We start from the raw sequence: 13,539 nt of genomic DNA on the forward strand, positions 1-13,539 counted from the left end.
TCACATATCGGGTGAGTGCGCGATGACCAGACCCCGGGCGCCCGGCGCAACTGTGCGAGACGATGCCGCGTTCACCGAGTTCGTGACCGCCAGGCTGTCCCATCTGCTCAAGCTCGGGCGGGTGCTGGCCGGCGACGACCAGCGCGGGGCCGACCTGGTCCAGGACGCGCTGGAGCGAACCCTCTTGAACTGGTCGAAGGTGCAGGACCCCGAGGCGTTCGTACGGCGCACCATGGCCAACCGCAGCGTGTCGGTGTGGCGCAAGCTGCACCGGGAACGGCCGCTCGCGGAGCTGCGCGAGCCGGTCGGCACCGACCGGCCGGCCGACCACGAGCTGCTGGCGGCGGTCAAACGGCTGCCACCGAGGCAGCGTGCCGTGATCGCGCTGCGCTACTACGAAGATCTCACGGAGGCACAGGTCGCGGAGGTGCTGGGCTGCTCGGTGGGCACGGTCAAGAGCCAGGCGCACCGAGCGATGACCACGCTCCGCGCGCAACAGTCCGCCTTCGCCGACCGGGAGGACGAGCGATGAACCAGTTCGAAGACCAGATCCGCCACGCGATCGACCGCGACATCGCCGCGGAACCGCCCGCTCGGCAGATGCTGGCAGAGGTACGACGCGGCGCGCAGCGACGCCGGGTCCGCCGGACTGCGGGGGTGGTCGGCGCGGCAGCCGTGCTGGTCGCCGGGGTCGCCGTCGGCGGCTCGCTGCTCAGCACTCGCGACGACTCCGCACCCGAACCGGCAACACCGGCCCCGTCGCCGACGGAGTCCTCCTCGGCGACAGCCGACCCGGTGCGGCCGACGCACGCCCTCACCATCGAGGCCGCTTCGGACCGGGTGCTCGTGACGTCCAACGAGGAGGACTGTGGTTGCAGCGTGCTGTGGCGCTACGACGGCGAGACCTGGGAGCGGCTGCACGATTTCACCGAGGAGTACGTCGACCGGCTCGCCATGGCACCCGACGGCCGGAGCGGCTGGGCCGCCGCCGCCGGCGGCGGGAGGATCTGGACCACCGGCGACGGCGGCGAAACCTGGAAGCAGGCCGTCATGACGGGTGAGGAGCCGGGCGAGCACAGCTACCTGCTGGCTGCCACCGGCGATCCGGCGTGGCCGGCATGGGCGGTCGATGCGACGACCGGCGCGATGTGGCGGTTCGACGGCGACCGCTTCGCATCGGTGTCGTACGACGAGATCGGAGCTGCCCAGGATCTGATCCAGGTCGGCGACGCGCTCGTGGTCACGCCGAGGCCCGAGGGTGAGGGCAACGTGACCTCGGTGCCGAGGGTCACCCGTGACGGTGGTCGGACCTGGTCCGAGCTGCCGTTCCCGTGCAGTGGCGAGAACAGTCTGATGCCTGCCGGGACCGCGGTCTTCTCGCTCTGCCGAGCAGACGAGGCGGCTGCGACCGTGTACCGATCGACCGACCTGATCTCGTGGCAGGAGTTCGGCAGCGTGCAAGGTCATCTGAACGATCGGGTGGCCCTCACCGACGACGCGATCCTGCTGCGTGGCGAGCGCGAGACCCTGCTCACCGAGGCCGGCGCACAGAAGGTCGACACCGGTCTCGGCGAGGGTGCAGAGGTCTGGGACGCCGCCCGGGTCGGTGACACGCTCTATCTCGCCCCGGGCGGGGAGGTGCTGGCCTCCACCGACGGCGGCCGCACGTGGGAGCCGTCCCTCTCGGTTCAGCAGTAGCGGGAAGCAGTGATCGGTGACGGGATCACGGCAGCGTCTTGATCAGCCACTCGACGTACCCGGTGATGTCGGTGACGACTCCGGGCACGGCGGCCTTGGTCTGGGTGACGGTCTTGCCGAGCAGCCGGATGCTGCAGGCGTCGACGGCGCGGTTGGTGTCCCAGCCCTCGGCGAGATCGGGGAAGCGGGAGCCGAGCTCGGCGGCACAGATCCCGCGCCGCTCGGAGATCGAGGCCCAGCTGCCGTCGTCGGTCGGTGTCGGGCTGGGGCTCGGAGCGGTCGAGGGGCTCGAGCTCGGCTTCGCCGTGGGCTCGGCGCCGGCGGTCGGCTTCGGAGCGGTCGTCGCCGGCATCTTCTTCGCGGGCTTCTTGTCGGTCTTCTTCGTCGCGTTCGGTCCGCGGCCGGAGGAGCCGGACTCGGCGTGGGCCGGAGCGGCGGCGGCGAGCTCGACGTCGTCACCGCCGTAGGGGCTGTCGGCATAGCCCTTGGCGATCTTCAGGACGGTGGTGACATACGCCTGGCTCTGGTTGTAGCGACTGAGCGCGGCGTGCTTCCCGCGATCGGTGGAGACGTCCTCGTCGCCCGAGCAGAGGTAGACCGCGGCGGCGAGGGCGGCGTCGTCGATGTCCTGCGGGTCGCGTACGCCGTCACCGTCTCCGTCGACGGCGACCAACGGCCACGTCGTGGGGATGAACTGCATCGGCCCGACGGCGCGGTCACCGCTGGAGAGCTTGTCGACGGAGCCTCCGTCGGTGTCGGGGGAAGGGTCGCCCGCGGGAGTGGTCAGCGCGGGGCCGTAGATCGGAGGGGTGGCCTTGCCCGAGTCGTCGAGCCGGCTGCTCTTCAGGCGGCCGTGGTCGGACTCGAGCATCCCGACGGCGGCGAGCAGCGTCCAGTCGAGGGCGCATGCACGGTCGGCGGTCGTCACCACGGCGGCCGCACGCTGGTACGCCGCCAGGGCAGGCATCGGGATGTCGCTTCCCTGCGCCATCGCGACGGCGATCGTGCCGGTCCGGGCGCCCTTGCGCGCACCTTGTGCCGGGGCGGGCTCGGTGACGCTCGCGGGCTGGTCGATCACAGAGGTCGCCATGGTCTCCCCGCCGGGCAGCGTCACGGGTTCGACCGGATCGAACGCCGTTCCGGTGGCGGCGGCGGTCCACGCGGCCGAGAGCGCGGCCAGCGGCACGAGCGCGGCGAACATGGACAGACGACGTCGATTGAACAATTGAGCTCCCTTTGTAAATCCCCGGGGGAGTATGCCAAGGGGAGTGGTGGCCGTCACTCAGGGGGTCCCACTCAGTGGGCCGCCCTGCGCTGATTTCGTGAACCCGGACCGATCACGGACAATTGACCAGTTGCGAGAGCAACACCGCAGGTGGCAGAGGCCGAAACGTACAAGCGGCTTCGTCATGACCACGAGAAGGAAGAGATCTCAAGAATGCCTCCGAAGAAGAAGATCGCAGCGCTCGTCAAGGTGCAGCTGCAGGCCGGCTCCGCGACCCCGGCCCCGCCGGTCGGTACCGCGCTCGGTCCGCACGGCGTCAACATCATGGAGTTCTGCAAGGCGTACAACGCCCAGACCGAGTCCATGCGCGGCAACGTCGTCCCCGTCGAGATCACCATCTACGAGGACCGCTCGTTCACCTTCATCACGAAGACCCCGCCGGCCGCTGAGCTGATCAAGAAGGCCGCCGGCCTCAAGAAGGGCTCGTCCGTCCCGCACAAGGACAAGGTCGGCAAGCTGACCAAGGACCAGGTGCGCGAGATCGCGACCACCAAGATGCCCGACCTCAACGCGGAGGACATCGACGCCGCGATGAAGATCGTCGAGGGCACCGCCCGCTCCATGGGCGTCACCACCGACTGATACGTGGGAGAGCCGCGCTGGCTCGCTAACCACATCTCCTCTTAACTACCGAAGGAATCACCATGCAGCGCAGCAAGACCTACCGCGCGGCGTCGGAGACGTTCGACAAGAACGAGCTCTACGCCCCGCTGGCCGCGATCAAGATCGCCAAGGGCTCCAGCAAGAAGAAGTTCGACGAGACCGTTGACGTCGTCATGCGTCTCGGCGTCGACCCCCGCAAGGCCGACCAGATGGTGCGCGGCACCGTCAGCCTGCCCCACGGCACCGGTAAGACGATGCGCGTCATCGTCTTCGCCGCTGCTCCGGACAAGGCCGAGGCCGCTCGCGAGGCCGGCGCGGACGTCGTCGGTGCCGACGACCTCATCGAGAAGGTCTCCGGCGGTTGGCTCGACTTCGACGCCGTCGTCGCGACCCCCGACATGATGGGCAAGGTCGGTCGCCTCGGCCGCGTGCTCGGCCCGCGTGGCCTCATGCCGAACCCGAAGACCGGCACCGTCACCCCGGACCCGGCCAAGGCCGTGACCGACATCAAGGGCGGCAAGATCGACTTCCGGGTCGACCGTCACGCCAACCTTCACTTCATCATCGGCAAGGCCTCCTTCTCCGAGGCTCAGCTCGCTGAGAACTACGCCGCTGCTCTCGAGGAGGTGCTTCGTCTGAAGCCGTCCTCCTCCAAGGGCCGCTACCTGAAGAAGGTCACCCTCTCGACCACCATGGGCCCCGGTGTCCAGGTCGACCCCAACCGCATCAAGAACGTCGCGGGTGAGGACGAGGCCTGAGCCTGCGATCCTGTGAGGAACGAACAGGGTCGCAACGCGAAGGGATCGAGCGAGCGCAGCGGCTGAGCTTGCGAAGCCGCGAAGCGGGTCGAGATCCACGTCTGCGTTGCACAGTTCCCTGAACCTCATCGTTCCGATGGCCCGCCACCCCGAGGGGTGGCGGGCCATCGGCGTTCAAAGAGTCGTAGAGTTCGGCGCATGAATCTGCGGAAGCTTGCTGCTGCCCTGACCGTTCCTGCCCTCGGGCTGGCGCTCGCCGCCTGCGGTGGCGGCGACGAGGGTGGCACCTCACCGTCGGGCGCGAAGCTGGTCAAGGCCGACACCCTGACCATCTGCACGCACCTGCCCTACAAGCCGTTCGAGTTCAACGAGGGCGGCGAGGTCGTCGGTTTCGACATCGACGTGCTCAAGATCGCCGCCGACGCCGAGAAGCTCGAGACCGAGGTCGTCAACATCGGCTGGGAGACCATCGTCTCCGGTGAGGCGCTCAACTCCGGCAAGTGTGACGTCGCCGCGGGTGCGATGACGATCACCGAGGAGCGCGAGAAGGTCATGGACTTCACCGAGCCCTACTTCGAGGCGACCCAGGCGCTGATGACGAAGAAGGGTGCCGGCTACGCGTCGCTCGACGACCTCGCCGGCAAGACCATCGCGGTCCAGGAGGCGACCACCGGCGCCGACTACGTCAAGGAGAACGCTCCCAAGGACGCCAAGATCATCACCCTCGAGGACTCCGCGCTGATGATGCAGGCGGTCAAGTCCGGCAAGGCCGACGCCGGCGTCAACGACAACGGTCTGCTCTACGACTTCGTCAAGGAGAACACCGACACGGAGATCACCAGCGAGTTCCAGACCGGTGAGGCGTACGGCTTCTCGGTCAAGAAGGGCGGCAACGACAAGCTGCTCGAGGTGCTCAACAAGGGGATCAACGACAAGGCCGCCTACGACGAGGTCTACAAGAAGTGGTTCGGGGAGGCTGCCGCGCAGTGACCAGCGCGGCGGTAGTTCCCAAGAAGCGGATGTCGCCGCGCAAGCGCGCGGCGCTCGTCCGCTATGTCCAGTACGCCCTGTTGGTGCTGCTGGTCGTCGTCCTTGCCCTGATCGCCGACTGGGGTGAGATCGGGCGTGCGTTCCTCGACATCGAGATCGCCTCGCAACTGTTTCCCGATGTCATCCTGATCGCGCTCAAGAACACGATCATCTACACCGCCTGCGGCTTCGCCTTCGGTCTGGCGCTGGGACTGGTCCTGGCGCTGATGCGGCTCTCGAGCGTGGGTCCGTACCGGTGGATCTCCACCGGCATCATCGAGCTCTTCCGCGGGCTGCCGGCGTTGGTCGTCTTCCTGGTGCTCGGCCTCGGCTTGCCCATCGCCTTCGGTGTGAACCTCGGCAACATCGTCACGGTGACGCTGGCGCTCGGTCTGGTCGGCGGTGCCTACATGGCCGAGACGATCCGCGCGGGCATCCAGGCAGTGCCCAAGGGGCAGTATGAAGCGGCCCGCACGCTGGGTATGACCCATACGCGCGCGATGGTCACGATCGTGATCCCGCAGGCGTTCCGCATCATCCTGCCGCCGTTGACCAACGAGCTGATCCTGCTCACCAAGGACTCCTCGCTGGTCTACATCCTCGGGATGTCGCTGGACGAGTACGAGCTGACCGCGTTCGGCCGGGAGAACATGAACGCCTTCGCCAACCTGACCCCGATGGTCACGATCGCGCTGTGCTACCTACTGATCACCGTGCCGCTCTCGATCGTCGTACGCCGCATGGAAGCCAAGTCCGGGAAGGCCCGCTGATGACCCAGACCGAGACGACGCCGGCTGCCGGCCGCGGGGCGGCGGCGATCGACGTACAGAACCTGCACAAGTACTTCGGCGACAACGAGGTGCTCAAGGGCATCGACTTCCACATCGGCCGGGGCGAGGTGGTCTGCGTGATCGGTCCCTCCGGGTCCGGAAAGTCGACGCTGCTGCGCTGCGTGAACCTGCTCGAGCAGCCGACCAGCGGCACGATCCTGGTCGAGGGCGACGAGATCACCGACCCGGATGCCGACGTGGACGCGCTGCGCGCCCGGATCGGGATGGTCTTCCAGCAGTTCAACCTCTTCCCGCACATGACCGTGCTGCGCAACCTGACGGTCGCTCAGGAGAAGGTGCTCAAGCGCGGCCGGGCCGAGGCCACCCAGATCGCCCGGGCCAACCTGGAGAAGGTCGGGCTCTCCGACAAGGCCGACGCCTATCCGGCTCACCTCTCCGGCGGTCAGCAGCAGCGCGTCGCCATCGCGCGGGCGCTGTCGATGAACCCCGACATGATGCTCTTCGACGAGCCGACCTCCGCGCTCGACCCCGAGCTGGTCGGGGACGTCCTCGCGGTCATGAAGGACCTGGCCTCCGAGGGCATGACGATGATGGTCGTCACCCACGAGATGGGCTTCGCCCGCGAGGTCGCCGACAAGGTCGTCTTCATGGATGGCGGCGTGATCGTCGAGGAGGGCCTCCCCGCCGACGTGCTCGGCAATCCACAGCACGAGCGCACCCAGGCGTTCCTCTCCCGCGTGCTCTGAGTCTGGATGTTCACCGAGGTAACTCGGTGAACATCCAGCGGGCCGCCGACGCGACGACCGCCGCAAGGGCGAGGCACAGGCCCGCGCCGGTGAGCCAGGCCGTGGGAACCCCGTGCGACATCAGGCCGGTCGCGAGCAGCGGGCCGACCGTCTGCGCGATTCCCCAGCAGGTCCCGTACGCCGCCAGGTAGCCCGCCCGCGACGCGTCGCCTGCGAGCCCGGCCACGAGCGCGATCGGCGGTCCCAGGAGCAGGACCTCGCCGAGTGCCACGATCGCGGTGCCGGCGGCGAGGAGCGGCAGCGATGCTGCGTATGCGATCACCGCGAAGCCGACGGCCATCAAGAGCAGCCCGGCCCGGATGAGGGTGAACGGCCGGCCGGCGGCGCCTCGCAGCAGGCGCTGGCCGGCGATCGTGACCAGGGCGGCGACCACGAGCAGCCAGCCGGTGACGGCTGGGTCGTGTCCGCGTGCGGAGACGGTGAGCGGGAGCGCGATCGTGCTCAGGATCCAGGCGGTGGCGAATCCGGTTCCGAGGGCGAGCATGGTCAGGAGCCGCCGGTCGCGCCACGGGCTGGGCTCGTGCCGCTGCGGACCTGTGGCTCGAGCTCCGGTGTCACGCACGAGGGCCAGGACGAGCCCCGCAGCGCACAGACAGGTGACCGCATCGGCGACGAAGAGCAGGCGCAGGTCGATGCCGCCCACCAGGGCTGCCAGTGCGCCTGCCGCCACTCCGGCGACGGCCATCGCGGCCCCATAGAGCCCGTACGTCTGCGGCCGACGCTCGACCTCGACCGACTCCGCGATCAGCGCCTGGGAGGCGGGTTCGTAGATCTCGTACGTCAGCCCGAGCAGCGTCGCGCCGACCAGCGCGCCGCCGATGCCGGGGGACGTGGCGATGACCAGCTGCGCGGCGGCGCAGGCGACGAGTCCGGCGACGATGGTCGGGCGACGGCCCAGGGTGTCGGCCATCCGGCCGCCGAGGAGTCGCGAGGGGATGGTCGCAGCGCCGAACGCCGTCACGACGGCTCCGGCGGTCGCGAGCGACGCACCGTGGACCTCGACCAAGGCCACGGCCATGAACGCCATGGCGAACGAGCCCAGCCGGTTGACCGCTCGGGCGATGACCAGAGCGACGAGAGAGCGCGGCCACCTCGTGCGCCGGTGACTGGTCAATGATTGAATGACAGTCATGGACGAGACGGTAGATCCGGCGGTCGTGACTGGTCAAATACATTTCGACAGTCACGTTCATACGGTGACCGATCAAGCCTGCAGGCTCGTCAATGCCCTGACCTCCGGTCACGACGGCACCCGACCGGTCGAGCCGCCGGCCCGGGGGCAGCGGGCAGAGGTCGTACGTGGTCTGCTGGCTCGCCCCGACTACGACCCGTTGGTCGACGAGGCCTCCGCGGACGGGATGGTCGCCCTCGCCGAGTCGCTGCGCGTCGTGTTCGAGGCCGCGGCGAGCGGTGACGTCGACACCGCAGCCACGGCCGTCAACGCGCTCCTGCGCGAGATGGGGTCGGTCCCACAGCTCGACCGGGCCCGCGGGGGAGGCTGGGCCCTCCACTTCCACGGTCGCGAGCCCGACCTGGTCGTCGGCTGGGGAGCCGGTATCGCCGCCGGGCTCGCGCTGGCGATCGGCTCGGACCTCGCCGGCCGGCTGGGTGTCTGCCAGGCCGACCCCTGTAACCGCGTCTTCGTCGACACCTCCAAGAACGCCGGCCGCCGCTTCTGCTCCACCCGGTGCCAGAGCCGGGTGAAGGCCGCCGCGCACCGGGCTCGCCGGACGGTCTCCTAGAGTTGCGGCGTGCGAGTCGATCCCGGGGTGGACTGGGCCGCCGCGCTCGAGTGGGCACAGCGGACGCTGGGGGAGATCGGTGGCGTACGACGCCTCTCCGGTGGCTGGACCTCGACCATGCTCGCGATCTCGGCGGACGGTCATGAGCCGGCGGTGCTGCGGCTGATGACCAACGAGCCGTGGCGTACGCACGGCGAGCCGCTCACCACCCGGGAGAGCGAGATCCAGCGGATGCTCGCGGCTGTGGACGTCCCGGCGCCGAGGTCGCTCGCGCTCGACGCGACGGGCGAGCACTGCGGTCATCCGGCTCACCTGATGACGCTGCTCCCGGGTGCGGTCGAGCCGCAGCGCGTCGACGACGCCTCGCTCGCAAGGCTCGCGGAGCTGCTGGCCGACATCCACGCGGTCACGCCGACGATCGACGTACGCAGCTACCAGTCGTGGGCGTGGGAGGCGAAGTTCGTCGTGCCGGAGTGGGCGAGCGACGCGGGCCTGTGGGAGGACGCGTTCGCGCTGCTGCGCGGCGAGGCGGCGACGTACGACCCCTGTTTCATCCACCGTGACTTCCAGCCGCGCAACGTGCTGTGGGATCGCGGTGAGATCACCGGTGTGGTCGACTGGGTGGAGACGTCGATCGGCCCGGCCTGGCTCGACGTGGCCCACTGCGCGACCAATCTCGCCCTCACCCACGGCAGCGAGGTCGCGGACCGCTTCGCCGACGCGTACGTCACGACGACCGGCCGCGCACCACAACCGTACTTCGACGTGATGGACGTCGTCGGCTTCCTACCGCCGCCGGGCAGGGCGTCGTTCATCACCGATCCGGCCGAGCTGGCCCGCCTCGAGGAGCGGCTAGCCGCGGTCCTGACGAGATGCCGCTGAGACCGGGCTCCGTTGCCAGTAGGGTCGGCGACGTGCCCACGCCTGACGACTACTTCGTGACTCTCGGTGAGCTGCAGACCCAGTTCGCCGCCGCGCTGAAGCAGGCCGACCCAGACCTGCCGGTCCCGTCCTGCGACGACTGGTCGGTCGGGGACCTGGCCGACCATCTGGCCGGGGTGCACCACTGGGCTGCGGCGATGGCGCGCGACGAGGACGAGGTGCCGTTGCCGGTCCCGCTGGACCTGGTCGCGGCCTACCAGGAGCAGGCCGCCGAGCTGCGCGAGACGCTGTCGGCGCTCGGTCCGGAGGCGACCGGCCGGATCCTCAACGGGCTGACCGAGGACGGCCTCGGACCGGTCTCGTTCTGGTTCCGTCGCCAGGTGCACGAGACCCTGGTCCACCTGTGGGACATCCGCTCGGCTCTAGGGCTCGCGGCTCCCGAGGCGACCCCGGAGCTGTGGGCCGACACCGTCGACGAGGTGCTGACGGTGATGTATCCGCGTCAGATCGCCCTGAAGCGTACGCGGAAGGTCGTCACCCGCATCGAGCTCACCGCCACCGACATCGACCAGACCTGGGCGATCGGGGCACCGAACGCGGTGCAGAAGGTGTCGGTCACCGGCACGGCTCGTGACCTCGCGCTCCTGCTCTGGGGACGTACGTCGCCCACCGCCGCCGAGCTGACCGTCACCGGCGACGAGGCAGCCCTGGCCGAGGCACTGTCTCGAGCGATCGTTCCGTAGCCGCGCCCGAGAGCCGGGCACGGTCGGCGCGGCCGGTCCAGTATCCGACCCAGACCGCCCCGGCGAGCGAGAAGAGGCCGAGCGCGACCGGCGCGGCGGCGATCGAGAAGACCGCGGCCAGCCCGGAGACCAGGAGCGGCCCACCGGTGCCGCCGAGGTCGCCGCACAGCCGCCAGCCGCCGAGGAACTGCGCTCGTCCGTCGGCCGGCGCGGCATCGGCGCCGAGCGTCATCACGATCCCCGAGCCGAGGCCGTTGCCGATGGCGATCAGCGCCATCACCGCGCCCAGGCTGAGCGCGTCGTGGGTGAGGGGGAGCAGCAGGCAGCCGAGGCCGACAGCGAGCACCACCGGGATCGCCACGACCTGACGTCCGCGGCGGTCGAGCAGCCAGCCGCCGGGAAGGGTGAGGGCGATGTCGACCAGTGCGGCCCCGGCGAAGAGGAGCGACACGACCGAGGCCTCGAGGTGGATGTGGTCGGCCCAGAGCGGGAGCAGGCCGGTGCGTACGGACCGCGAGATCCCGATGATCACCACCGCGATGCCGAGCGTGGCGAAGGTGCGGCGGTGCGTCCACAGCACGCTGCGTACGCTCAGATGTCCCTGCTCGCGCGTGCGGCTCCGGCCAAGCTCGGGCATCCAGCCGCCGATCACCGCCGAGCACAGCGACATCGCGGCCGCGAACAGGAACACCGCGGGGAGTCCGAAGAGGTGGATGAGGCCGGCGCCGAGGAGCGGCCCGACGAAGACCCCGAGCCGGAACGACCCGCCGAGCAGCGACATCGCCCGCGCCCGGTGGGAGACCGGGGTCGCGTCGATGAGAAAGCCCTGCCGAGCGATCAGGAACGCCGTCCAGCTCATCCCGCTCACGAACACGGCGACGGCGAGCACCGCGACCGAGCTGCTGAGGAACGCCACGGTCATCGCGACCGCGTCGAGCGCACCCGCCGCCATCAGCGTGCGCCGCTCGCCGATCCGCGCCACCAGCGACCCGGCGGGCAGCGAGGTGGCCAGCGACCCGATCCCGAGGAGCGCGACGACGAACGCGGCCATGGACGCGTCCGCGCCCAGGTCGGAGGCGCGGAGCGCGAGGACCGGCATCACCGCCCCGTGCCCCATCGAGCTGACGATCGACGGTGCGTACGCCACCACCGCGATGTCTCGGAACCGGAACCCCTCGGTCGTCGTCTGCGTCGCCACGCCTTTACTCTGCCTGATTCGTTACCAAGGCTCACTATTTTTTACACAGAGCGAGACGGCGATCCCGCCGGCCGAGACGCCACGACGGTCGGCCGAGACGTCACCCAGGTCGGCCGAACCGGCAGTCGGTGCCCATTCGGCCGACGGGAGTGACGCCTCGGCGGGGTCGTCACCAGCGCGAGTGCACGGCCTCGCGGAAGTGGGTGTCGTAGATCTGGCGGACGCCGGAGAGCAGCTCCTCGGAGAGCGGGGGAAGCGAGCCGGCGGCGGAGTTGGCGTGGGCCTGGGACGGGTTGCGGGCGCCGGGGATGACGGTCGTGACGCCCGGCTGCTGGGCCACCCAGGCGAGGGCGACCTGGGCGGGGGTGGCACCCTCGGGGCCGTGCTCGGACACCAGGGCGGCGAACTCCTGGGCGGCCTTGACGCCGGTGGTGAAGTCGACGCCGGAGAAGGTCTCGCCCACGTCGAAGGCCTCGCCGTGGCGGTTGTAGGTGCGGTGGTCGTCGGCGGCGAACGTCGTCGACTCCGAGTAGCGCCCGGACAGCAGCCCGGACGCCAGCGGCACCCGCGCGATGATCCCGACACCGGCCTCCGCGGCCGCCGGGAGCACGCGGTCGAGCGGCTTGAGCCGGAACGCGTTCAGGATGATCTGGACGGAAGCCACGTTGGGCCGCGCGATCGCGGCCAGGGCCTGGTCGCAGGTCTCCACGCTGACGCCGTACGCCGCGATCACCCCTTCCGAGACCAGGGCGTCCAGCGCGTCGTAGGTGGCCGAGGACTCGATCGTCTCCGACGGCGGGCAGTGCAGCTGCACCAGGTCGATCGTGTCGACGCCGAGGTTGGTGCGCGAGCGGTCCAGCCACTCGCGGAACGCGGCCGGCGTGTAGTTGGCCGGCACCTGCTCCACCCGGCGTCCCATCTTCGTGGCGACGAAGATGCCGTCGTGCGACCGCAGGAACCGTCCGATGACCTGCTCGCTCCGGCCGTCGCCGTAGACGTCGGCGGTGTCGAGGAAGGTGACTCCGTCGCCGACCGCGGCCTCGAGCACCGCCAGGGCGTCCGACTCGCTGACCTCGCCCCAGTCGGCGCCGAGCTGCCAGGTGCCGAGACCGATGACCGACGCCGTGCGTCCGATCCTTCCGAAGGTGTGGCTCTCCATGGCCGCAAAGGTAGCGCTCGCCGCCGATTTGGCGGCACCCCGCGGCGTACGCATAATTGTTGTTCGAAACCAGAGACCGCCGGTTGTCAGGTGTGCATGCACCCGATCGAAGGTTCCGCAGGATGCGGACGGCCAGCGTAGGTGAAGAGCAAGACGAGATCGTACGTCACGCCCTGAGCCTGCGCTCGGGGCGTTTGTCATTCACGGGCCCTCGCCGGTGGGATCGATTCCCGGAAGAAGGAGACCCATGGCGCGGGCTGACAAGCAGACTGCCGTTGCCGAGATCGCTGACGAGTTCAGCGCCTCGAGCGGCGTCGTGCTGACCGAGTACCGTGGTCTCACCGTTGGCGAGCTGAAGACTCTTCGTCGCTCGCTCGGTGAGAGCGCTAACTACGCCGTGGTCAAGAACACGCTGGCCAAGATCGCTGCCTCCCAGAGCGGCATCGAAGGCTTCGATGACCTGCTGACCGGCCCGACCGCGATCGCCTTCATCAAGGGTGACGTCGTCGAGGCGGCCAAGGGTCTGCGTGACTTTGCCAAGGCCAACCCCAACCTTGTCATCAAGGGCGGGTACCTCGACGGCAAGGCCATCGACGCTGCTGAGGTCGGCAAGCTTGCCGATCTCGAGTCGCGCGAGGTCCTGCTCGCCAAGCTTGCGGGCGCGTTCACCGCGACGATGTCCCAGGCTCTGTACGCCTTCAACGCTCTGCCCTCGAAGACCGCGCAGCTCGCTGCCGCTCTCGAGGCCAAGGCCGCGGAGGACCCCTCGATCCTCGCAGGTGGTGCCGCTGAGCCGGCTGCCGCCGAGGAGGCTCCGGCCGAGGCGTGATCGCCCCGGTCGTAAC

15 protein-coding genes are annotated in these 13,539 nt (G+C 69.5%); 11 read left to right on the forward strand and 4 right to left on the reverse strand.

Going from position 1 to position 13,539, the window contains the following annotated elements; translation table 11 throughout:
• The first annotated feature begins 22 nt into the window (after positions 1-22).
• Both ACWZJV_RS17375 and ACWZJV_RS17380 read left to right on the forward strand, forming a co-directional pair.
• A complete protein-coding gene (locus ACWZJV_RS17375; protein ID WP_457177420.1) occupies positions 23-532 on the forward strand; it encodes a SigE family RNA polymerase sigma factor in 510 nt (169 codons plus the stop codon).
• Positions 529-1,698 (forward strand): hypothetical protein, encoded by a 1,170-nt coding sequence (locus tag ACWZJV_RS17380; protein ID WP_457177422.1) that lies wholly within the window; start codon positions 529-531, stop codon positions 1,696-1,698. Before ACWZJV_RS17375 ends, ACWZJV_RS17380 begins: the two co-directional genes overlap by 4 nt.
• Positions 1,699-1,723: 25 nt before the next feature.
• On the opposite strand, the gene ACWZJV_RS17385 is transcribed toward ACWZJV_RS17380, so the two are convergent.
• Positions 1,724-2,899 (reverse strand): lytic transglycosylase domain-containing protein, encoded by a 1,176-nt coding sequence (locus ACWZJV_RS17385; protein WP_457177424.1) that lies wholly within the window; start codon positions 2,897-2,899, stop codon positions 1,724-1,726.
• A gap of 237 nt (positions 2,900-3,136) precedes the next feature.
• On the opposite strand from ACWZJV_RS17385, the gene rplK reads away from it, so the two are divergent.
• The 5 genes from rplK (at position 3,137) to ACWZJV_RS17410 (ending at position 6,910) form a co-directional block, all read left to right on the forward strand.
• Positions 3,137-3,565 carry a 50S ribosomal protein L11 gene (gene rplK, locus ACWZJV_RS17390; protein ID WP_008362894.1) on the forward strand — a complete coding sequence of 143 codons (429 nt, stop codon included), beginning with the start codon at positions 3,137-3,139 and terminating at the stop codon, positions 3,563-3,565.
• A gap of 62 nt (positions 3,566-3,627) precedes the next feature.
• A complete protein-coding gene (gene rplA / locus ACWZJV_RS17395; protein ID WP_008362892.1) occupies positions 3,628-4,344 on the forward strand; it encodes a 50S ribosomal protein L1 in 717 nt (238 codons plus the stop codon).
• A gap of 198 nt (positions 4,345-4,542) precedes the next feature.
• Positions 4,543-5,334: a transporter substrate-binding domain-containing protein gene (locus ACWZJV_RS17400; RefSeq protein WP_008362890.1), complete on the forward strand. Its 792-nt coding sequence runs from the start codon at positions 4,543-4,545 to the stop codon at positions 5,332-5,334.
• Positions 5,331-6,143, forward strand: a complete 813-nt coding sequence (locus ACWZJV_RS17405) for an amino acid ABC transporter permease (protein ID WP_457177427.1) — start codon at positions 5,331-5,333, stop codon at positions 6,141-6,143. Before ACWZJV_RS17400 ends, ACWZJV_RS17405 begins: the two co-directional genes overlap by 4 nt.
• Entirely contained in the window at positions 6,143-6,910 is a 768-nt protein-coding gene (locus tag ACWZJV_RS17410) for an amino acid ABC transporter ATP-binding protein (RefSeq protein WP_457177429.1), read from the forward strand. Before ACWZJV_RS17405 ends, ACWZJV_RS17410 begins: the two co-directional genes overlap by 1 nt.
• Before the next feature lie 10 nt (positions 6,911-6,920).
• On the opposite strand, the gene ACWZJV_RS17415 is transcribed toward ACWZJV_RS17410, so the two are convergent.
• On the reverse strand, positions 6,921-8,102 hold the full coding sequence (locus ACWZJV_RS17415; protein ID WP_457177431.1) for an MFS transporter: 1,182 nt from the start codon (positions 8,100-8,102) through the stop codon (positions 6,921-6,923).
• A 64-nt stretch (positions 8,103-8,166) separates the two neighbouring features.
• Between ACWZJV_RS17415 and ACWZJV_RS17420 the strand changes: the two genes are divergently transcribed.
• From ACWZJV_RS17420 to ACWZJV_RS17430, 3 genes are read left to right on the forward strand one after another with little or no spacing between them, the layout of a single operon-like run.
• Positions 8,167-8,712 (forward strand): CGNR zinc finger domain-containing protein, encoded by a 546-nt coding sequence (locus ACWZJV_RS17420; RefSeq protein ID WP_457177433.1) that lies wholly within the window; start codon positions 8,167-8,169, stop codon positions 8,710-8,712.
• 9 nt (positions 8,713-8,721) lie between these two features.
• A complete protein-coding gene (locus ACWZJV_RS17425) occupies positions 8,722-9,594 on the forward strand; it encodes a phosphotransferase family protein (RefSeq protein ID WP_457177434.1) in 873 nt (290 codons plus the stop codon).
• 32 nt (positions 9,595-9,626) lie between these two features.
• A complete protein-coding gene (locus ACWZJV_RS17430; protein ID WP_196875686.1) occupies positions 9,627-10,337 on the forward strand; it encodes a maleylpyruvate isomerase family mycothiol-dependent enzyme in 711 nt (236 codons plus the stop codon).
• Here the strand turns inward: ACWZJV_RS17430 and ACWZJV_RS17435 are convergent.
• Together ACWZJV_RS17435 and ACWZJV_RS17440 are read right to left on the reverse strand one after the other, a co-directional pair.
• A complete protein-coding gene (locus tag ACWZJV_RS17435) occupies positions 10,282-11,535 on the reverse strand; it encodes an MFS transporter (protein ID WP_457177436.1) in 1,254 nt (417 codons plus the stop codon). The genes ACWZJV_RS17430 and ACWZJV_RS17435 overlap by 56 nt on opposite strands.
• A 169-nt stretch (positions 11,536-11,704) precedes the next feature.
• A complete protein-coding gene (locus ACWZJV_RS17440; RefSeq protein WP_457177438.1) occupies positions 11,705-12,694 on the reverse strand; it encodes an aldo/keto reductase in 990 nt (329 codons plus the stop codon).
• A gap of 247 nt (positions 12,695-12,941) precedes the next feature.
• Between ACWZJV_RS17440 and rplJ the strand changes: the two genes are divergently transcribed.
• Positions 12,942-13,523 carry a 50S ribosomal protein L10 gene (rplJ, locus tag ACWZJV_RS17445; protein WP_008362879.1) on the forward strand — a complete coding sequence of 194 codons (582 nt, stop codon included), beginning with the start codon at positions 12,942-12,944 and terminating at the stop codon, positions 13,521-13,523.
• Positions 13,524-13,539 lie beyond the last annotated feature (16 nt).

It is taken from the genome of Nocardioides sp. WG-D5 (assembly GCF_054031175.1).

Coding starts and splice junctions, on each gene's coding strand:
- ACWZJV_RS17400 (WP_008362890.1), top strand. CDS start 4,543: ATGAATCTGCGGAAGCTTGCTGCTGCCCTGACCGTTCCTGCCCTCGGG.
- ACWZJV_RS17385 (WP_457177424.1), bottom strand. CDS start 2,899: ATGTTCGCCGCGCTCGTGCCGCTGGCCGCGCTCTCGGCCGCGTGGACC.
- ACWZJV_RS17380 (WP_457177422.1), top strand. CDS start 529: ATGAACCAGTTCGAAGACCAGATCCGCCACGCGATCGACCGCGACATC.
- ACWZJV_RS17375 (WP_457177420.1), top strand. CDS start 23: ATGACCAGACCCCGGGCGCCCGGCGCAACTGTGCGAGACGATGCCGCG.
- ACWZJV_RS17410 (WP_457177429.1), top strand. CDS start 6,143: ATGACCCAGACCGAGACGACGCCGGCTGCCGGCCGCGGGGCGGCGGCG.
- ACWZJV_RS17415 (WP_457177431.1), bottom strand. CDS start 8,102: ATGACTGTCATTCAATCATTGACCAGTCACCGGCGCACGAGGTGGCCG.
- rplA (WP_008362892.1), top strand. CDS start 3,628: ATGCAGCGCAGCAAGACCTACCGCGCGGCGTCGGAGACGTTCGACAAG.
- ACWZJV_RS17440 (WP_457177438.1), bottom strand. CDS start 12,694: ATGGAGAGCCACACCTTCGGAAGGATCGGACGCACGGCGTCGGTCATC.
- rplK (WP_008362894.1), top strand. CDS start 3,137: ATGCCTCCGAAGAAGAAGATCGCAGCGCTCGTCAAGGTGCAGCTGCAG.
- rplJ (WP_008362879.1), top strand. CDS start 12,942: ATGGCGCGGGCTGACAAGCAGACTGCCGTTGCCGAGATCGCTGACGAG.